This is a genomic window from Streptomyces sp. NPDC057702 (genome assembly GCF_042799315.1).
Taxonomy (GTDB): Bacteria; Actinomycetota; Actinomycetes; order Streptomycetales; family Streptomycetaceae; genus Streptomyces.
On the sequence record NZ_JBHVJC010000001.1, the window covers coordinates 352,848 to 371,209 of the forward strand.

The 18,362-nt window shown below is 74.1% G+C and carries 16 protein-coding genes; 5 read left to right on the forward strand and 11 right to left on the reverse strand.

Annotated features, from left to right (window positions below):
* Window positions 1-135 precede the first annotated feature (135 nt).
* Window positions 136-1,824, reverse strand: a complete 1,689-nt coding sequence (locus ACFVFR_RS01325; RefSeq protein WP_383696827.1) for an ATP-binding protein — start codon at window positions 1,822-1,824, stop codon at window positions 136-138.
* A complete protein-coding gene (afsQ1, locus tag ACFVFR_RS01330; RefSeq protein ID WP_176166125.1) occupies window positions 1,722-2,399 on the reverse strand; it encodes a two-component system response regulator AfsQ1 in 678 nt (225 codons plus the stop codon). The genes ACFVFR_RS01325 and afsQ1 overlap by 103 nt, the downstream gene beginning before the upstream one ends.
* A gap of 203 nt (window positions 2,400-2,602) precedes the next feature.
* Here afsQ1 and ACFVFR_RS01335 point away from each other — a divergent pair, with 203 nt between their 5' ends.
* Entirely contained in the window at window positions 2,603-3,394 is a 792-nt protein-coding gene (locus tag ACFVFR_RS01335) for a SigE family RNA polymerase sigma factor (protein ID WP_383696742.1), read from the forward strand.
* A 276-nt stretch (window positions 3,395-3,670) separates the two neighbouring features.
* On the opposite strand, the gene ACFVFR_RS01340 is transcribed toward ACFVFR_RS01335, so the two are convergent.
* Window positions 3,671-4,297: an ATP-binding protein gene (locus ACFVFR_RS01340; RefSeq protein WP_383696745.1), complete on the reverse strand. Its 627-nt coding sequence runs from the start codon at window positions 4,295-4,297 to the stop codon at window positions 3,671-3,673.
* 130 nt (window positions 4,298-4,427) lie between these two features.
* Between ACFVFR_RS01340 and ACFVFR_RS01345 the strand changes: the two genes are divergently transcribed.
* Window positions 4,428-4,877 carry a hypothetical protein gene (locus ACFVFR_RS01345; RefSeq protein ID WP_383696748.1) on the forward strand — a complete coding sequence of 150 codons (450 nt, stop codon included), beginning with the start codon at window positions 4,428-4,430 and terminating at the stop codon, window positions 4,875-4,877.
* A gap of 191 nt (window positions 4,878-5,068) precedes the next feature.
* On the opposite strand, the gene ACFVFR_RS01350 is transcribed toward ACFVFR_RS01345, so the two are convergent.
* From ACFVFR_RS01350 to deoC, 3 genes are read right to left on the reverse strand one after another with little or no spacing between them, the layout of a single operon-like run.
* Window positions 5,069-5,953: an aldehyde dehydrogenase family protein gene (locus tag ACFVFR_RS01350; RefSeq protein ID WP_383696750.1), complete on the reverse strand. Its 885-nt coding sequence runs from the start codon at window positions 5,951-5,953 to the stop codon at window positions 5,069-5,071.
* On the reverse strand, window positions 5,953-7,434 hold the full coding sequence (locus ACFVFR_RS01355) for an aldehyde dehydrogenase family protein (protein WP_383696753.1): 1,482 nt from the start codon (window positions 7,432-7,434) through the stop codon (window positions 5,953-5,955). Before ACFVFR_RS01355 ends, ACFVFR_RS01350 begins: the two co-directional genes overlap by 1 nt.
* Window positions 7,435-7,439: 5 nt before the next feature.
* Entirely contained in the window at window positions 7,440-8,438 is a 999-nt protein-coding gene (gene deoC, locus ACFVFR_RS01360) for a deoxyribose-phosphate aldolase (RefSeq protein WP_383696756.1), read from the reverse strand.
* 116 nt (window positions 8,439-8,554) lie between these two features.
* On the opposite strand from deoC, the gene ACFVFR_RS01365 reads away from it, so the two are divergent.
* Window positions 8,555-9,604 carry a PH domain-containing protein gene (locus tag ACFVFR_RS01365; protein WP_383696759.1) on the forward strand — a complete coding sequence of 350 codons (1,050 nt, stop codon included), beginning with the start codon at window positions 8,555-8,557 and terminating at the stop codon, window positions 9,602-9,604.
* Between the two features lie 100 nt (window positions 9,605-9,704).
* Here ACFVFR_RS01365 and ACFVFR_RS01370 read toward each other — a convergent pair whose 3' ends face one another.
* The 3 genes from ACFVFR_RS01370 to ACFVFR_RS01380 form a co-directional block, all read right to left on the reverse strand.
* The gene (locus tag ACFVFR_RS01370) at window positions 9,705-11,453 is read right to left on the reverse strand and encodes a phospho-sugar mutase (RefSeq protein ID WP_383696761.1); all 1,749 of its coding nucleotides are present in this window, start codon (window positions 11,451-11,453) and stop codon (window positions 9,705-9,707) included.
* A 712-nt stretch (window positions 11,454-12,165) separates the two neighbouring features.
* Complete coding sequence (locus ACFVFR_RS01375; protein WP_383696763.1) at window positions 12,166-13,011, reverse strand: purine-nucleoside phosphorylase; 846 nt, start codon at window positions 13,009-13,011, stop codon at window positions 12,166-12,168.
* Window positions 13,012-13,140: 129 nt separating this feature from the next.
* Window positions 13,141-13,578: a gamma-glutamylcyclotransferase gene (locus ACFVFR_RS01380; protein WP_383696766.1), complete on the reverse strand. Its 438-nt coding sequence runs from the start codon at window positions 13,576-13,578 to the stop codon at window positions 13,141-13,143.
* Window positions 13,579-13,821: 243 nt separating this feature from the next.
* Here ACFVFR_RS01380 and ACFVFR_RS01385 point away from each other — a divergent pair, with 243 nt between their 5' ends.
* Both ACFVFR_RS01385 and ACFVFR_RS01390 read left to right on the forward strand, forming a co-directional pair.
* A complete protein-coding gene (locus ACFVFR_RS01385; RefSeq protein ID WP_383696769.1) occupies window positions 13,822-15,261 on the forward strand; it encodes an NAD(P)H-quinone dehydrogenase in 1,440 nt (479 codons plus the stop codon).
* A gap of 135 nt (window positions 15,262-15,396) precedes the next feature.
* Complete coding sequence (locus ACFVFR_RS01390) at window positions 15,397-16,377, forward strand: DeoR/GlpR family DNA-binding transcription regulator (RefSeq protein WP_383696830.1); 981 nt, start codon at window positions 15,397-15,399, stop codon at window positions 16,375-16,377.
* A gap of 430 nt (window positions 16,378-16,807) precedes the next feature.
* Here ACFVFR_RS01390 and ACFVFR_RS01395 read toward each other — a convergent pair whose 3' ends face one another.
* Both ACFVFR_RS01395 and ACFVFR_RS01400 read right to left on the reverse strand, forming a co-directional pair.
* Window positions 16,808-17,440, reverse strand: coding sequence for a TetR/AcrR family transcriptional regulator (locus tag ACFVFR_RS01395; protein ID WP_383696771.1), 633 nt, complete (start codon window positions 17,438-17,440; stop codon window positions 16,808-16,810).
* A gap of 430 nt (window positions 17,441-17,870) precedes the next feature.
* A partial coding sequence (locus tag ACFVFR_RS01400; RefSeq protein ID WP_383696774.1) for an acetyl-CoA carboxylase biotin carboxyl carrier protein subunit occupies window positions 17,871-18,362 on the reverse strand: 492 nt, incomplete at its 5' end.

Below are 18,362 nucleotides of genomic sequence, written 5' to 3' on the forward strand. Positions count from 1 at the left end.
GTCCCGCCACCCGACGGGGGAGCCCGGCCCGCCCCGGAAGCCCGGTCCGGTCCGCACGTCCCGCCGGGGCCGGGTGGGCTTCACGGGGCGCGGCTCCGGAGCGCCGGGCGGCGTTCGGGTCCGCTGCCTGGGGGCTCATCGCTCGCTCCTCCTGTCCTTCCGGTCCCGGTCCTTCTTCTCCCGGTCCCGGTCCTTCCTGCCGTCCCGCTTCTCCGCCGGGCCGGCCGGGTCCGCGTCGGTGAGCTCGGAGACGTCCATCGGCAGCCGCAGCGTGAAGATCGCGCCGCCCTCGCTGGAGTTGGCCGCGGTGATCTCGCCGCCGTGGATGTGCGCGTTCTCCAGCGCGATGGACAGGCCGAGGCCGCTGCCCTCCGACCGTGGGCGGGAGGCGCTGGCCTTGTAGAAGCGGTCGAAGACGTGTGGCAGCACCTCCTCGGGGATGCCGGGCCCGTGGTCACGTACCTCGATCAGCAGGTCGTCGGCGACGGGCCGCACCGAGACGCGTACCGGTGAGCCGCCGTGCTTGAGCGCGTTGCCGATCAGGTTGGCCAGGATGACGTCCAGGCGGCGCGGGTCGAGCCGGGCGACGATGCCGCGCTCGGCGTCCAGCTCCACCGCGTCGAGCCAGGCCCGCGCGTCGATGCAGGCGGTGACCTGGTCGGCGACGTCCACGCCGTCCAGGACGAGCCGTGCGGTGCCCGCGTCGAAGCGGGTCACCTCCATCAGGTTCTCCACCAGGTCGTTGAGTCGGCGGGTCTCGCTGACGACGAGCTGCACCGCGGGCGCGATCATCGGGTCCAGCGAGTCGGCCTCCTCCTCCAGCACCTCGGTCACGGCGGTGATCGCCGTCAGCGGTGTGCGCAGCTCGTGCGACATGTCGGCGACGAACCGCCGGCTGGCCGCCTCCCGGCTGCTGAGGTCCTCGACCCGCTTCTCCAGCGACTCGGCGGTGCGGTTGAACGTACGCGACAAATCGGCCAGTTCGTCCGTTCCCGAGACGCGCAGCCGGGTGTCCAGCTTGCCCTCGCCCAGCTTGCGCGCGGCGTCCGCCAGCCGCTGCACGGGGCGCAGCACCGTCGCCGCGGCGGCCTGGGCCAGCAGCGCGGAACCGATCAGCGCGAGCCCGGTGGCGATCCCGAGCGACCAGGCCAGCGAGTTGAGGTCCTGCCGTTCGTTCTCCAGCGACTTGAGCATGTAGCCGGTGGGCCCGCCGTCGATCACCCGGGCCCCGCCCACCAGGTACGGCGTCCCGTCCAGCGTGATCCGCTGCCAGTACAGGTGGTACGGGTAGGCGTTCGAGCTGTCCACGGGGCGCTTCTCGTTGACCGCCGTACGCAGCGCGTCGGGCACCTTGCTCCAGTCGAAGACCTTCTCGTCGGAGAAGGCGGCACAGCCCGTCCGACTGCCCTTGTGCGTGAGCAGCAGCACCTCGTACTTCTGCGAGCTCTCCGCCATCCGGAGCGCGGCCAGGTCCAGATCGCCGCAGTCCGGCTCCAGCGGCAGCTTGCCGGTGTTGTCCTCAAGGGACTTGTGGAAGTCGTCGAGGGCGGCGTTCTGCGTCCGGTTCAGGACCGCGTCACGGTTGAGCCAGTACGCGATGCCGGACGCCGACACGGCGGCGACCAGGGCCACCACGGCGAAGACGAGCATCAGCCGCAGCCGCAGACTCATCCACCGCAGCAGACCCGCAGCCCAGCCCCGTACGCGACTGGGCTCGTCCGTCACTGGGGGGTGTCCAGTCGGTACCCGACCCCACGCACCGTGCGGATCAGCGTCGGCGACGAGGGAACGTCCTCGACCTTCGCGCGCAACCGCTGCACACAGGCGTCGACCAGTCGTGAGTCGCCGAGATAGTCGTGCTCCCACACCAGGCGCAGCAGCTGCTGGCGGGACAGCGCCTGCCCCGGGCGGCGGCTCAGCTCCAGCAGAAGCCGCAGCTCCGTGGGCGTGAGCTGGAGGTCCTCGCCGTTCTTGGTGACGGTCATCGCGGAGCGGTCGATCACCAGCGAGCCGAACGACGCCGAGTCGTTCGCCTCCCGCTCGCCGCGACGCAGCACGGCGCGGATACGGGCGTCGAGCACCCGCCCCTGGACGGGCTTGACCACGTAGTCGTCCGCGCCGGACTCGAGGCCCACCACGACGTCGATGTCGTCACTCCGTGCGGTCAGCAGGATGATCGGCAACTGGTCGGTGCGCCTGATGCGGCGACACACCTCAAAGCCGTCAATACCGGGCAGCATCACATCCAACACGATCAGGTCAGGCCGCTGCTCGCGCAGCAACTTGAGGCCGTCCTCTCCCGTCGCCGCCGTCGCCACGCGGTGGCCCTGGCGGGACAGGGAGAGTTCGAGGGCCGTGCGGATGGCGTCGTCGTCCTCGATCAGCAACAGGAAAGGCACGTTGGTCATTCTGGCCTACAGGTGGGCTGGAGTTCGACCTCCGGGGCGCCGCCCCGCGGCTCGCCCGGCTTTCGGGGCCTGTGACAGGGCTGTGACAGTCGACGGACAGCGCGATGAAACTGGCTTGTCAATCTTTTGGGCACCGGGAGGAACTCGCCCGGTACGCAGGAGACCGAGACAAGCTCCACGACGGGGGGCGCGACATGAACACCTTGCACGGCACGACAACCAGCGCAGGTATTCGGACGCGCCTACACGCCGGTTGGAGCTGGGGAAACTCCCAGACCGAGTCTGGGGGAGAGAAGTCCGGTGCCGTGAGCGGGCGGGGGTGCGCTCGCGGCACCGGACGTCAGCGGTCGCCCATTATGTACGTGGCGGCGGCTGACGCGACCACGGAGGCCCGAGGGGGCGCCGCGGTCGCCGTAGGCAACGGGGGAAACGGGGGGACGGCGCAGGGGGAGTGCGACAACCGGGCCGAGGCGGAGTTCACCGCCTACGTCCGAGAGCGCCGCGCCTCCCTCTTCGCCACCGCCTACCACCTGACTGGTGACCGGTTCGAGGCGGAGGACCTGCTGCAAAGCGCGCTGTTCTCCACCTATCGGGCCTGGGACCGTATCAGTGACAAGGCGGCAGTCGGCGGATATCTCCGCCGCACCATGACGAACCTGCACATCAGCGCCTGGCGCCGACGCAAGTTGAACGAGTACCCGACCGAGGAGTTGCCGGAGACCGCCGGTGACCACGACGCGATGCGCGGCACCGAGCTGCGTGCCGTGTTGTGGCAGGCCCTGGCGCGACTGCCCGAGCTGCAGCGCACGATGCTCGTCCTGCGCTACTACGAGGGCCGTACCGATCCGGAGATCGCCGAGATACTGGACATCAGCGTCGGAACCGTCAAGTCCAGCATCTGGCGGTCGCTGCGCCGACTGCGCGGCGACGAGATGCTCGCCTTCGGGCGGGACGAAGAGGAGTCCTTCGGCGAGCTCGTGGCCTGAAGGCGGGGGAAACACGGGGGAAGTACGGGGGGCCGCCTTTCGGGGGAGAGGCGGAGCCACGGGGGAAAGCGGGGGGCCGTCTTCCGGGGGGAGGGCGGAACACCACGGGGGACCACGTGGGGGGGGAACCACGGGGGAAACGGCGGGGCGGGAGCGGCGCGCGGGGGGTGCGTCGGTCCCGCCCCGCTTTTTCGCGCGCCGGCCCGGACGCGGGGCGCGCGGCGGTGAGAGCGGGGCGGGTGGTGCCGGTGTGTCGCCCGGTCGGGCTCCGGTCGGTCAGGCGACCAGGTGGGTGGTCGCAGCGGGCCGGGCTCGCGCGATGCGGCGCAGGGCCGTCGCCCCGTCGCACGGGTGCGCGCCGAGTGCGGTCTGGCGCGCGATGATGCCCCGCTCGGTACGCAGCAGGCGCAGCCCGCGACGGAGCAGGTAGCCCACCGGCTTGCGGGCCTCGCGCAGGTCGCGGGCCAGTCGTCGGCGGAAGGTGGTCAGCGGGCGGCCGGTCAGGCACAGCGCGTCGGCCAGCAGGCCCGAGGTGCGGCACCGGTCGATGATCTCGGCCGCGAAGATGCCCTCGGCGACGCACAGCGGGGCGCCCCGGAGGTCGAGGGTGGTGCTGCCGGTGCGGGAGCTGCTGGGGATGTCGTACACCGGTGCCGTCGCACGTCCCGTACGGCACAGCGCGTCGATGGCCGCGACCGCCGCGTCCGCGTCCCACGACAGCGGCGAGTCCCAGTCGGGGCCGCCGCCGGCGGGGAGCTGGGGCAGGGTCGGGTCCGTGGCTTCCTTGTAGAAGTCGTCGAGATTGAGCACGGGGAGCCCGGTGCGGGCGGCCAGGGAGGACTTCCCGGAGCCCGACGGGCCGGCCAGCAGGATCACGCGAGGATACGAGGAAGGCGCTGTCACGGGACACCAGTGTGCGGCATTGAGCCGAACGAGGGACCCCCTGGGCCCGCGAGTGGTTGGCCACGGACCGCTTCAACTACCGTGCGTGTGCGATCGATGACGCTTTCCCACAGGAATCTGGTAGGTGCACATGGCCTCACACGCGGGTAACAAGCAGACTCTCGCCGGCCGCGCGTGGCTGCGCGCGGGGCTGGTCGTCTCGGCCGGCGCGGCCCTGGCGGCGGGCGGGGCGGCCAGCGCGCAGGCGGTTCCGGCGGGTGAGCTCGTCGACCACACGCTGAGCAACGCGCGGGAGGTGACGGCCGGCGCGGAGACGGGGCGGCAGAAGGCGCCCAGCCCGCAGGAGGCGATGGAGAAGACGACGCCCGCCGTGGTGGGCGGGGTGCTGGGGCCCGTCCGGCGCCTGCAGCTCGACCCGTTCGCGGGCACCGGCGCCGATCCGTTGGCCAACGCCATCGGCACCCAGGTCGCCGACTTTCCGGCCGTCAGCACCGCGGACGTGACCGCGCCGCTGACCCGGGGCGACACGATCGGGGAACTGCCGCTGGTGCGCGAGGCGCTGGGGACGTTGCCGGGCTGACCCGTGGCGTACGGCGCCGGCTCCCGCGCGCGGGCCGGGCCGGGCGCGGTGCGCGGAATCGGCGCGCGGGGCCGGGTTTGGGCCACGGAGGGAGCCGGCTGGGCGCGCGGGCCGGGCCGGTCAGGGGTCGGGTACGGGAGCGGGGCCGGGCGATGCCCGGCCCCGCTCGCGTGGTGGGCCCTCGTGCTGGGCTAGTGGCCCATCGGGTGCCAGACGGTCTTGGTCTCCAGCAGGGCGAGCATCCGCCCGGTGCCCGGGTCGGCGAACCAGCGCTCGCCCCTGGCGTTGTCCCCAGGCTGTGGACGGAGGACGCGCTTGAGGTTCTGGGCCGCCTCCCGCTCCAGCTCGACCGCCAGCTCACCGGCCGCGCCCGTCAGGTCGATCGCGTTGACGTCCTGGTGGGCGGCGAGCGGGGGGCCCAGCTCGGCCACCCGGCCGGAGAGGATGTTGACGACGCCGCCGGGCAGGTCGGAGGTCGCGAGGACCTCGCCGAGCGACAGGGCGGGCAGCGGCGCCCGCTCGCTGGCGACCACCACGACCGTGTTGCCCGTGACGATCGCCGGGGCGATGACCGAGACCAGGCCCAGGAACGCGGAGTCCTGCGGCGCGAGCACCGCGACCACGCCGGTCGGCTCGGGCGTGGAGAGGTTCAGGTACGGGCCGGCGACCGGGTTGGCCGCGCCGGCGACCTGGGCCACCTTGTCCGACCAGCCCGCGTACCAGACCCACCGGTCGATCGCCGCGTCCACCCGGGCGGTGGCCTTCTTGGCCGACACGCCCTCGGCGGCGGCCACCTCGGTGGCGAACTGCTCGCGGCGGCCCTCCAGCATCTCGGCCACCCGGTACAGGATCTGGCCACGGTTGTAGGCCGTCGCGCCCGACCAGCGACCGAAGGCCTTGCGGGCCGCGACCACCGCGTCCCGGGCGTCCTTGCGGGAGGAGAGCGGGGCGTTCGCCAGCCATGCGCCCTTGGTGTCGGTCACCTCGTACACCCGCCCGCTCTCGGAGCGGGGGAAGGCGCCCCCGACGAAGAGCTTGTAGGTCTTGAGCACGCTCAAGCGGTCAACGGTGGTCATCAGCGATCGCCCTCCGGGCTCGACGTTCCGGCGCCGTCGCCCCGCGGGCCCGCCGGGGCGAGGTAGGCCGCCAGGCCGTGCCGGCCGCCCTCACGGCCGTAACCCGACTCCTTGTAGCCGCCGAACGGCGAGGTCGGGTCGAACTTGTTGAACGTGTTGGACCACACGATGCCCGCGCGCAGCTTGCTCGCCACCCACAGGCCGCGGCTGCCCTTCTCGGTCCAGATGCCGGCCGAGAGGCCGTACGGCGTGTTGTTGGCCTTCTCCACCGCCTCGGCCGGGGTGCGGAAGGTCAGCACCGACAGGACGGGGCCGAAGATCTCCTCCCGGGCGATGCGGTGCGCCTGGGTGACGCCGGTGAAGACGGTCGGCGCGAACCAGTACCCCGACGAGGGCAGTTCGTACGCCGGGGACCAGCGCTCGGCGCCCTCCGCCTCGCCGGCCTCGGCCAGTGCCGTGATCCGGGCGAGCTGTTCGGCGGAGTTGATGGCGCCGACGTCGGTGTTCTTGTCCAGCGGGTCGCCCACCCGCAGCGTGGCCATCCGGCGCTTGAGCGCGGCCAGCAGCTCGTCGGCCACCGACTCCTGCACCAGCAGCCGCGAGCCCGCGCTGCACACGTGGCCCTGGTTGAAGAAGATGCCGTTGACGACGCCCTCGACGGCCTGGTCCAGGGGCGCGTCGTCGAAGACGATGTTGGCCGCCTTGCCGCCGAGTTCCAGCGTCAGCCGCTTGTCCGTACCCGCGACGCCGCGCGCGATGGACCGGCCGACCTCGGTGGAGCCGGTGAAGGCGACCTTGTCGACGTCCGGGTGCGCGACCAGCGCGGCCCCGGTCGAGCCGTCGCCGGTGAGGATGTTGACGACGCCCCGGGGCAGCCCGGCCTGGCGGCAGATGTCGGCGAAGAACAACGCGGACAGCGGCGTCGTCTCGGCGGGCTTGAGCACCACCGTGTTCCCCGTGGCCAGCGCCGGGGCGATCTTCCAGGACAGCATCATCAGCGGGAAGTTCCACGGGATGACCTGGGCCGCCACACCCAGCGGCCGCGGGCTTCGGCCGAACCCCGCGTGGTCGAGCTTGTCGGCCCAACCCGCGTGGTAGAAGAAGTGCGCGGCGGTCAGCGGCAGGTCGGTGTCGCGGGTCTCGCGGATGGGCTTGCCGTTGTCCAGCGACTCCAGGACGGCCAGCTCGCGCGAGCGCTCCTGGATGATGCGGGCGATCCGGAAGAGGTACTTGGCGCGCTCGGCGCCCGGCAGCGCCGACCAGGAGGTGAACGCCCGCCGGGCGGCCTTGACGGCCCGGTCCACGTCCGCCTCGCTGGCGTGGGCGACCTCGGCGAGCACCTCCTCGGAGGCCGGCGCCAGGGTCTTGAAGACCCGGCCGTCCGCCGCCTCGTGGAACTCGCCGTCGATGAAGAGCCCGTAGGACGGCGCGATGTCCACCACCGCGCGGGACTCGGGTGCGGGTGCGTAGTCGAAAGCCATCTGTCTCAGTCCACCGTCACGTAGTCGGGGCCGGAGTAGCGCCCGGTGCTCAGCTTCTGGCGCTGCATCAGCAGGTCGTTGAGCAGGCTGGAGGCGCCGAAGCGGAACCAGTCGGCCGTCAGCCAGGGCTCGCCCAGCGTCTCGTTCACCATCACCAGGTACTTCACGGCGTCCTTGGTCGTCCGGATGCCGCCGGCCGGCTTCACGCCGACCCGCACGCCGGTGGTGGCGTGGAAGTCGCGCACCGCCTCCAGCATCAACAGGGTCACCGGCGGCGTGGCGTTGACCGCCACCTTGCCCGTGGAGGTCTTGATGAAGTCGGCGCCGGCGAGCATCGCCAGCCACGAGGCGCGGCGCACGTTGTCGTACGTCTGGAGCTCGCCGGTCTCGAAGATGACCTTGAGATGGGCGGCGCCGCCGAGCGCGGAACCGGCGGGCCGCTCGCACGCCTCCTTGACGGCCCGGATCTCCTCGAAGACCTCCAGGTACCGGCCGGAGAGGAAGGCGCCCCGGTCGATCACCATGTCGATCTCGTCCGCGCCGGCCGCCACCGCGTCTCGCGTGTCGGCCAGCTTGACCGGCAGCGCGGCGCGGCCGGCGGGGAACGCGGTGGCCACCGAGGCCACCCGGACGCCGGAGCCGGCGACCGCCTGGCGCGCCGTGGCGACCATGTCCGGGTAGACGCAGATGGCGGCGACCGGGGGCGCCCCGTCGCCGGGGCGCACGCCCTTGGCGCTCAGGGCCCGGACCTTGCCGGCGGTGTCCGCGCCTTCGAGGGTGGTCAGGTCGACCATCGAGATCGCCAGGTCGATGGCGTACGCCTTCGCCGACGTCTTGATCGACCGGGTGCCGAGGGTCGCGGCGCGGGCGTCGAGGCCGACCGCGTCGACCCCGGGCAGGCCGTGCAGGAAGCGGCGCAGCGCGCCGTCGCTCGCGGTCACGTCCGCCAGTGACGCCAGGCGCGGTGCGGCCTCGTTGCCGTATGCGGGAACTGTGGTGGGCATGGTCACCAGGCGAGCATATCTACGCGCGTAGCAGCCTGTCACCCCCAGGAAAAGGCGCTCTTTTTCGATGCGGTAACGCAACGTCCGCATTCCGGAGTGTCGGGCACAATCGGCGCATGACGAGTCCGGACCCCTCCTCCTCCCGCGCCCGGCCGGAGCCTTCCTCCCGCGAGCGGCCGGAGCCACCCGAGCCCACCGGCGACCAGGCCGAGCCGGCTGACCAGGCCGAACCGGCCGGGGGCGACCGGGGTGCGGCGCCCGAGCCGGCCACCGAGCCCGGCCCCGAGGGCGAGGCCGAGGCGGCGGGCGCCGAACCGGCCGAGCGGACCCCGGCGACCGGGCTGACCAAGCCGGCGCGACCGGCCGAGGCGGCCGAACCGGCCGGGGCGGCCGAACCCGCCGGGGCCTCCCGCGCCGTCGCCTCCTCCGGCGCGGGCGCGCGGGGCCCGGACGCCCCCGGGTCGGGCCAGCGCGCCCGGTCGGCCGGGCGGGCGCGAACGGAGACCGCCGCCGAACGACACGCCGTCGCGGCCCGGGACGCGGCCACCGACGAGGAGACGTACGAGGACCGGTCCTACCGCTCCACCGGCGCCATGGCCACCGGGGTGCTGCTGCTCGCGCTCGGCGCCTGGCTGGGGGGCGACGCGCTGATCCGGGGGACCGGGCGCACCCCGTGGCTGGCCCTGTCCGGGCTGCTGGCGACGGTGCCGCTGGTGGTGGCGTTCACGCTGCGGCCCGCGGTGTTCGCGGGCGCGGACCGGCTGCTGGTGCGCAACCCGTTCCGTACGATCACGCTGCCCTGGGGGGTGGTGGACGGGGCCCGCGCCGGGTACAGCAGCGAGGTGCTGGCCGGTGGCAAGACGTACCAGCTCTGGGCCATCCCCGTCTCGCTGCGGCAGCGCAAGCGCGCCTCGCGACGACAGGCGCGGGCCGCCGCCGAGGACGTCACCGGGCGCGTCTCGACGCGCACCCCGCACGCCGACCCGCTGGCCGGCGCCGGCCGTGCCCCCTCGGACCAGGCCATCGACGACATCCGCGAACTGGCCGAGCGACACGCCAAGCGCCCCGGGGCCCAGGGCGCCCTCCACGCGCGCTGGGCCTGGGAGGTGCTGGCCCCGGCGGCGGTGGGCATCGTCCTGCTGATCATCATGGCGAGCACGAGCTGAGCACGGTCCGGGCGCGCCCGGACACGCGTGGGGGGCGACCCGGACCCGGGCCGCCCCCCACGCGCGCGGTGCCGGACCCCGGGTCCGGACGCGTTCGACGCTAGATGCCGGCCGCTGCCGCCAGGTCCCGCTTGATCGCCGCCAGGACGTCCTGGGCGCGGGCCCGGGTGGCGGGCAGCGCGCCCGCTTCCGCGACCGGCAGCACGACCTCCAGATAGCACTTGAGCTTGGGCTCGGTGCCGCTCGGCCGCACGATGACGCGGGCCGACTCGACGCCGGAGCCCGCGTCGCCGGCCAGGTGGTAGCGGAGCCCATCGGTGGGCGGCAGCGCCTCCGAGCCCTGGGACAGGTCCTGTGCCGAGGTCACCGGCAGCCCGGCCAGGGAGCCGGGCGCCCGCGTCCGCAGCCGCTCCATGGCCGCCGTGATCAGCGACAGGTCGTCGACGCGTACGGAGAGCTGGTCGGTGGCGTGCAGGCCGTGCGTCAGGGCCAGCTCGTCCAGCAGGTCGGCCAGCGTCCCGCCCGCCGCGCGCAGCTCGGCGGCCAGCTCGGCGACCAGCAGCGCGGCGGTGACGCCGTCCTTGTCGCGGACACCGGCCGGGTCGACGCAGTAGCCCAGCGCCTCCTCGTACGCGTACCGCACGCCGTCGACGCGGGCCAGCCACTTGAAGCCGGTCAGCGTCTCGGCGTACGGCACGCCCGCGTGCGCCGCGATCCGGGACAGCAGCGAGGAGGAGACGATGGTGGTGGCGAAGGTGGCCTCGGACGTGCCCTGGCCGAGGCGGCCGGAGCGCACCAGGTGCGCGGCGAGCAGCGCGCCGACCTCGTCGCCGCGCAGCATCCGCCAGCCGGCCGGCGCGTCGGGCGCGGGGACGGCCACGGCGCAGCGGTCGGCGTCCGGGTCGTTGGCGATGACGAGGTCGGGGGCGTCGGCTCCGGCGGCGGCGTGCGCGCGGGCGGTGGCGAACGCCAGGTCCATCGCGCCCGGTTCCTCCGGGTTGGGGAAGGCCACGGTGGGGAAGTCGGGGTCGGGCTCGGCCTGCTCGGCCACGACCACGGGGGCCGGGAAGCCGGCGCGGGCGAACGCGGCGGTCAGGGTGGCGCGCCCGACGCCGTGCAGCGGCGTGTAGATCACGCGCACCTCGCGCGGTGAGTCCGCGCGCAGGACGCCGGTGGCCCGCTCCAGGTACGCCGTGACGATCTCCTCGCCGGCGGTCTCCCAGCCGGTGTCGGGGCGGGGTACCTCGGCCACGGAGCCGACGGCGGCGATCTCGGCGGCGATCTCCGTGTCGGCCGGCGAGACGATCTGGGAGCCGCCCCGGGAGGCGGTGCCGGGGACGCCGTCGCCGAGGTAGACCTTGTAGCCGTTGTCGCGCGGGGGGTTGTGGCTCGCGGTGACCTCGACGCCGGCGATCGCCCCCAGGTGCCGGACGGCGAAGGCGAGGACGGGCGTGGGCAGCGGGCCGGGCAGCAGGATCGCGCGCAGCCCGGCGCCGGTCATGACGGCGGCGGTGTCGCGGGCGAAGTCGGCGCTGCGGTGCCGGGCGTCGTAGCCGATGACGACCGGTCCGGGCGCGGACGGGGCGGCCCCCGTCCCCGGGTGTCGCCGGCGCAGGTAGGCGGCCAGACCGGCGGCGGCCCGGATGACGACCGCGCGGTTCATTCGCGTCGGGCCCGCGCCCAGCTCGGCGCGCAGGCCCGCGGTGCCGAACTGGAGCGTGCCCGCGAAGCGCGCGGCCAGCTCCTCGCCCGCCCCGGCGTCGATGAGGCCCGCCAGCTCCTCGCGGGTGGCCGGGTCGGGGTCGTCCGCCAGCCAGGTCCTGGCTCGGGCGATCAGTTCGTCCTGCACGGTGGTTCCGCCTCTCGCGTGGGGGTCGCGTCCTTCGGGATGCCGGCGCGCGGACGCCGGTTCGGTGCCCGCCGGCACGGGCCCGCCGGCGGGTTCACGCCGGGGAGCGTACGGGCCCGGCGCGCACCGCCCTCACCTACCCCGACCAGGGCCGGCCTGACCCGCGTGGGGCCGGTGTGTCGGATGGGACCGAACGGACCCGGGCCGAACGGGCGTCGCCCGGCCCGCCGTCGCCCGAGCCGCCTCACGGAGCCGGCGCCGACCGGGCCGGTCCGCGCCGTGGTGGCCCGCGCCGTGGTGGTCCGTCGTAGGCCCCCGTGTGCTGGCGTACCGGCTGTCGGGGGCGACCGTCTGGGCCGGGGCGGGCCGGGGTTGACCCGGGGGAGTCGGCCCGGTGCGGGCCGGGGTGCCGGCCCGGCTCGGGCCTGGGTGGCCTGGGAGGCCGGGCGTCCGGGCGTCCGGGTGGTCCGCTGGCTGCCGGCGGAGTGGCGGTGGCGGTGCGGTGGTCGACCGGGGGGTGGGTTCGCACGCGTACGCAAGGGCGCCGGCCCCGGGGGTTATCCGAGACCCGAGCCGCGCCGGTCCGGTCCGCGCCGGTCCGCGTTCGCCGGGGAGCGGGGCCGGCCGGTCACGGCCGCGCTGGTCCGCCCCGGGTCGGGCCCGCCCACGCGAGGCCGCCCGCCCCGCCCTGACCGCGCGCCCCGGGGGCGGGTCAGAGCTTGCCCAGCACCTGGCTCAGCAGGCTGCCCATGCGGGCGGCCGAGTCGCGGCCCGCCTGGAGGACCTCCTCGTGGTTGAGGGGCTCGCCGGTCATGCCCGCGGCCAGGTTGGTGACCAGCGAGATGCCCAGCACCTCGGCGCCGGCCTCGCGGGCGGCGATGGCCTCCAGGGTGGTGGACATGCCCACCAGGTCGGCGCCCATCGTGCGGATCATCGCGATCTCGGCGGGCGTCTCGTAGTGCGGGCCGGGGAACTGCGCGTAGACACCCTCCTCAAGGGAGGGGTCGACCTGCTGGCACAGGGCGCGCAGCCGCGGCGAGTACAGGTCGGTGAGGTCCACGAAGTTGGGGCCGACGATCGGGGAGGTCGCCGTGAGGTTGATGTGATCGCTGATCAGCACCGGCTGGCCGACGCGCATCCCCACCCGCAGCCCGCCGCAGCCGTTGGTCAGCACGACGGTCTTGCAGCCGGCGGCGACGGCGGTGCGCACGCCGTGCGCCACGGCGGCCACGTCACGGTTCTCGTAGTAGTGCGTGCGGCCGAGGAAGACCAGCGCGCGCTTGTCACCGATGCGGTACGAGCGGACCGTGCCGGCGTGTCCCGCGACGGCGGGGGCGGGGAAGCCGGGCAGCTCGGTGACGGGGAACTCGTGTTCCGCCGTGCCGAGCGCGTCGGTGGCGGGCACCCAGCCGGAGCCCATGACGAGCGCCACGTCGTGGGTCTCGGCCCCGGTGAGCTCGCGCAGGCGTGCGGCGGCGCCGTCGGCGGCGGCGAAGGGGGTCTGGCCGCCGGCGTGGAGCGGGCCGCCCTGGATGTCCGAAGAAGCAGATGCGTTCACGCGCACGAGGGTAGCCGGTAATCCCCTACGCGCGTAGATGCGTTTGCGACGATGTGCGGACCGATGGCCTGCCTGAGTCCTTACCGAAGCTCTAACAGCCGTCGTGACCTGCGACGTTCCAGGGCCGGCTCAGCAGGGGCGCTTGCGGAGCTCCATGACGTAGTCGTGCGGCGCGCCCGCCGACTCCGCCGCGTCCGCGATCTCGCCCAGGTAGCGGGCCGAGGGCAGCCCGCCCTCGTAGCCGTTCAGGACGTACAGCCAGGCGCTCTCGTCGCCGTCCAGCGTGTGCGCCCGCACGCGCATCCGGCGGTAGATTCCGAGCCCCACGCCCTCCCAGCCGTCGAGCGCCTCCTCGTCCATCGGGGCGATGTCGTAGAGCGTGACGAAGACCTGGGAGCCGGGTGCCTCCACCAGGGTGGCCAGCGCGCCCTCCCAGCCCATCTGCTCGCCGCCGAAGGTCAGGCGCCAGCCGGAGAGCCAGCCGGTGCCGCGCAGCGGCGAGTGCGGGGCGCGGCGGGACATCAGCCGCGCGTCGAGGTTGCCGGCGTACGCGGCGTAGAGCGACATGGCTTTGAGGGTACGGGAGTGCAGCCAGACAACGTCTGGGGCGAGGGTCGCGCGGCCGCGCCCGCGCGCGGGCGGGTCCGGAGGGCCCCGACAGGCGGGCGTTTTGATGGGTGCGGGACAATGGGGCACGTACTGCATCCCCCTGGGGGCGACCCCCGGACCGGCCGGCGGTGACACCGGCCGCCTCCGCGGCGCGGTCGGGCATCCCGGGCCGACCGAGACGAATACGCGAGGCGAACTTCAGTGACCCGGATCGTGATCATTGGCGGCGGACCTGGCGGCTACGAGGCGGCGCTGGTCGCGGCGCAGCTCGGAGCGGACGTGACCGTCGTGGACTGCGACGGCCTCGGTGGCGCCTCGGTGCTGACCGACTGCGTGCCGTCGAAGACGCTGATCGCGACGGCGGAGGTGATGACGACCTTCGACTCCTCCTACGAGGAGCTCGGGATCATCGTCGCCGACGACACGCCGCCGCTGGAGCAGACCGCCCGGGTGGTCGGTGTCGATCTCGGCAAGGTCAACCGCCGGGTGAAGCGGCTCGCGCTCGCCCAGTCGCACGACATCACCGCCTCCGTCACCCGTGCGGGCGCCCGGGTCATGCGCGGTCGCGGGCGCGTCGAGCCGGCGCAGGCCCCCGACGGCTCGCGCACGGTGACCGTGCAGGCGGTCGACGGCACCGAGGAGACGCTGACGGCCGACGCGGTACTGATCGCCACCGGCGCCCACCCGCGCGAGATCCCGGACGCGCTGCCGGACGGCGAGCGCATCCTGAACTGGACCCAGGTCTACGACCTCGACGAGCTGCCCGCGGAGCTCATCGTCGTCGGCTCGGGTGTCACCGGCGCCGAGTTCGCCGGCGCGTACCAGGCGCTCGGCTCCAAGGTCACGCTGGTCTCCTCGCGCGACCGGGTGCTGCCGGGCGAGGACCCGGACGCGGCGGCGGTGCTGGAGGACGTCTTCCGCCGCCGCGGCATGAACGTGATGGCCCGCTCGCGCGCGCAGTCCGCCAAACGGGTGGGGGACCGGGTCGAGGTGGCGCTGGCCGACGGCCGCGTCATCACCGGCACACACTGCCTGATGGCGGTCGGTTCCATCCCCAACACCGCGCGGATGGGCCTGGAGGAGGCGGGCGTCCGGCTCAAGGAGTCCGGGCACATCTGGACGGACAAGGTCTCGCGGACCAGCACGCCGGGCGTGTACGCCGCCGGCGACTGCACCGGCGTCTTCGCGCTGGCCTCGGTCGCCGCGATGCAGGGCCGTATCGCGATGTACCACTTCCTGGGCGAGCCGGTGGCCCCGCTGAACCTGAAGGCGGTGTCCGCGAACGTCTTCACCGACCCGGAGATCGCCACCGTCGGCTACACCCAGGCCGACGTGGACAGCGGCAAGATCGACGCCCGGGTGGTGAAGCTGCCGCTGCTGCGCAACGCGCGGGCCAAGATGCAGGGCATCCGGGACGGCTTCGTCAAGCTCTTCTGCCGGCCGGGCACCGGCATCGTGGTGGGCGGCGTGGTGGTCGCGCCGCGCGCCAGCGAGCTGATCCACCCGATCTCGGTCGCGGTGGACAACAACCTGACGGTCGCGCAGATCGCGAACACCTTCACGGTCTACCCCTCGCTCTCGGGGTCGATCGCCGAGGTGGCCCGACAGCTCCAGACGCGCAAGACGCAAAACGAGCTCTAACGCACTCCTATATCACCTGGCATGCCCAGCAGTGAACAACTTCTGCTAATTGGCGCAACCGGCTGAAAGCAGACGGTCGTTGGCGTTACTGTCAGTTTCGTGTTCGCTGCAGAACGTCGCCAACTGATCCTTGAAATGGTGCGCGCGAACGGAGCCGTCTCGCTCCGTGAGCTCGCCCGTGTCGTCCAGACCTCCGAAGTGACCGTACGGCGGGACGTGCGGGCGCTGGAGGCAGAAGGACTGCTCGACCGCCGGCATGGCGGTGCGGTGTTGCCGGGTGGATTCACCAGGGAGTCCGGCTTTCCGCAAAAGTCCCATCTAGCGACCGCGGAGAAGACGGCCATCGCCGACGTCGCCGCCGGTCTCGTCGAAGAGGGCGAGGCCGTGGTGGTCGGCGCGGGGACGACGACGCAGGAGCTGGCCCGCCGGCTCGCGCGCGTCCCCGGCCTGACCGTGGTCACCAACTCCCTGCTCGTCGCCCAGGCCCTGGCCCACGCCAACCGGGTGGAGGTCGTCATGACCGGCGGCACCCTGCGCGGTTCCAACTACGCCCTGGTGGGCAGCGGCGCCGAGCAGTCCCTTCAGGGGCTGCGGGTCTCGCGCGCCTTCCTCTCCGGCAGCGGACTCACCGCCGAGCGCGGCCTGTCCACGTCCAACATGCTCTCGGCGAGCGTGGACCGGGCGCTGGTGCAGGCGGCGGCCGAGGTGGTCGTCCTCGCGGACCACTCGAAGCTGGGCACCGACACGATGTTCCAGACCGTGCCCACGGACGTGATCACGCGCCTGGTCACGGACGAGCCCCCGTCCCGGGACGAGCGGTCGGCCACCGAGCTCCAGGCCCTCGCGGACCAGGGGGTGCAGATCACCGTCGCCGGCGTGGGACAGCAGGCGCCGGCCCCCGGCCAGGGCGCCGGCCCCGGCACCGCCTCCGGCGTCGTCCCCGGGCGGGGTGAGGGCCCGGCGGGGCGCCCACCGCGCCGGGACATGCCGCTGCCGGGCCCGCGTCGTACGCACCCGCCCACCGCCCCCGGTGGTCCGGGGCTGCGGGGCCCGGTCTCCCTGTCCGACCAGCAGCTCGGCGGGCGGGTGGCGGACCTGGCGCCGCGTCGACGGTGAGCGCGGCGCCCCCCGCGTGGGGCGCCGGGGCCGGACCCGGCGGGGGCGCCGGCCCACCGGAGTACGGCACGCGCACCCGGCCCGGCCACCCGAGGCCGGGCCGGGCGGGGCAGGTCGCGGAGCGTCCGCGCTGTCCGCGTCGGGCCGTGGGCCGCGCCCCGCACGGGCCGCGGGTCGCGCCGCGCGGGGGTTGACGCGGGTGGGTCGACGCGTGCGACGTCGCGCCGGGGTGCGCTGGCTCGGGCCGGCCCCGCCGCGCGGTGCCCGCGTCGCGGGGCACGGGCGTGGGCCGGGCTGGCCGCCGTGTGCCGGGTCGGCCGCGTGAGGTGTGGGCCGCGTGGCGCGGCGGGTCCGGTGCCGGCCGTGAGACGGGCCGGGTCCGGGTGACGGCTCGGCCGTGCGCCGCCCGCCAGGGGCGGCGCGTACGGGCCTACGCGGGCTCGTGCGGGTGGTTCCGGGAGGGGCTCGACTCGGTGGGGCGGGCCCGGAGTCCCTGCAGGGTGAGGGTCAGCAGTCGGTCGGCCAGGTCCGGATCGTCGGGGGACTGCTCGACGGCCAGCGAGATGGCGTTCGTCAACTGCATCACGTCGCCGATGTTCACGTCCGCCCGCACGGCCCCCGCCTGCTGGGCCCGGTCCAGGAGTTCGCTGCCGGCCGCGAGCATCGGCATGCTGCACCGCGACAGGGCCGAGCCGTCGTCGCTGTGCGCGGCCATCAGGGCCCGGGACAGACCGCGGTAGGTGCTGGCGTGCGTGATGATGGCCCGCAGCCAGTCGAGGAGCGCCGTGCACGGCTGGGGCGCGGCCAGCAGTTCGCGGGAGCGGGCGAGGAGCGCCTCGACCTCGTCCTCGAAGACCGCGCTCATCAGCGCCGTACGGTGCGGGAAGTGGCGGTAGAGGGTGCCGATGCCGACCCCCGCCCGGCGAGCGATCTCCTCCAGCGAGGCGTCGGTGCCGCGTTCGGTGAACGCCGTACGCGCCTCGGTCAGCAGTCGCTCGTAGTTGCGTCGCGCGTCGGCGCGCCTCGGCCGCCCCTCGGCGACCTGCGCCCTACCGCTCGCCATCATGACCCTCCCGTGGACCGCACCGTGCGCGCCCTGTGGCGGCGGTCGTGTGCCGTCCGTGCGTCCCGTCGTGCCCTACCGCGCCTGGCTCCCGCGTCGGCGGCCCCGGCGTCCCCTCCGCGCGGGCGTCGAGTCGGCGCCGCACGGCAGTGGGGGCCGCGTCCGGTGGAGCCGTGTCGCCCGGGTCCTGCCTCCAGCATCGCACCGGTACGGCGCGGGGCCGGGCGGCGCCGGGTGGTCGCGGGCCTGCCGCGCCACTGTTTCGGGTGATGACGCAGTGTTGCACGCGGACAGGGGGTGTGGCGGGAAAACGGCGAGGGCCCCGGCCTGGGTGATCCGGCCGGGGCCCGCGCCCGCGTGCGGTGGGGGCCTGGGCCCCGTCGCGCGATATGGCTGATATGGCGTGCTGAGACCGCGTCGCGGCCCGCGTTCAGTCCTTGATCTCGCAGATGACCGCGCCGGCCGAGACGGAGCCGCCGACCTCCGCGGTCAGGTCCTTGACGGTGCCGGCCCGGTGGGCGTTGAGCGGCTGCTCCATCTTCATCGCCTCCAGGACGACGACCAGTTCGCCTTCCTGGACGACCTGGCCTTCCTCGACGGCGACCTTGACGATGGTGCCCTGCATGGGGGAGGCGAGCGCGTCACCCGAGGCGGCCGAACCGGACTTCTTGGCCGCCTTGCGCTTGGGCTTCTTGGCCTGGCCGCCGGTCGCGGGGGTGGTGGCGAATCCGAGTGAGGCCGGGAGGGAGACTTCCAAACGCTTGCCACCGACCTCGACGACCACCGTCTCACGCCCCCCACCCTCACCCTCGTCCTCCACCAAAGCGTCCGAGGGAACAAAGGGCGGGATCTCGTTGACGAACTCCGTCTCGATCCACCGCGTATGCACCGAGAACGGCTCACCCGAACCCGAACGCTCCGG

What these genes read in the sequence shown, in the direction of transcription:
- ACFVFR_RS01380 (WP_383696766.1), bottom strand. Translation starts at nt 13,578, where the DNA reads ATGTCGCTCTACGCCGCGTACGCCGGCAACCTCGACGCGCGGCTGATG.
- ACFVFR_RS01395 (WP_383696771.1), bottom strand. Translation starts at nt 17,440, where the DNA reads ATGGCGAGCGGTAGGGCGCAGGTCGCCGAGGGGCGGCCGAGGCGCGCC.
- ACFVFR_RS01390 (WP_383696830.1), top strand. Translation starts at nt 15,397, where the DNA reads ATGGTGCGCGCGAACGGAGCCGTCTCGCTCCGTGAGCTCGCCCGTGTC.
- ACFVFR_RS01345 (WP_383696748.1), top strand. Translation starts at nt 4,428, where the DNA reads ATGGCCTCACACGCGGGTAACAAGCAGACTCTCGCCGGCCGCGCGTGG.
- ACFVFR_RS01365 (WP_383696759.1), top strand. Translation starts at nt 8,555, where the DNA reads ATGACGAGTCCGGACCCCTCCTCCTCCCGCGCCCGGCCGGAGCCTTCC.
- ACFVFR_RS01355 (WP_383696753.1), bottom strand. Translation starts at nt 7,434, where the DNA reads ATGGCTTTCGACTACGCACCCGCACCCGAGTCCCGCGCGGTGGTGGAC.
- ACFVFR_RS01350 (WP_383696750.1), bottom strand. Translation starts at nt 5,953, where the DNA reads ATGACCACCGTTGACCGCTTGAGCGTGCTCAAGACCTACAAGCTCTTC.
- ACFVFR_RS01335 (WP_383696742.1), top strand. Translation starts at nt 2,603, where the DNA reads ATGAACACCTTGCACGGCACGACAACCAGCGCAGGTATTCGGACGCGC.
- deoC (WP_383696756.1), bottom strand. Translation starts at nt 8,438, where the DNA reads ATGCCCACCACAGTTCCCGCATACGGCAACGAGGCCGCACCGCGCCTG.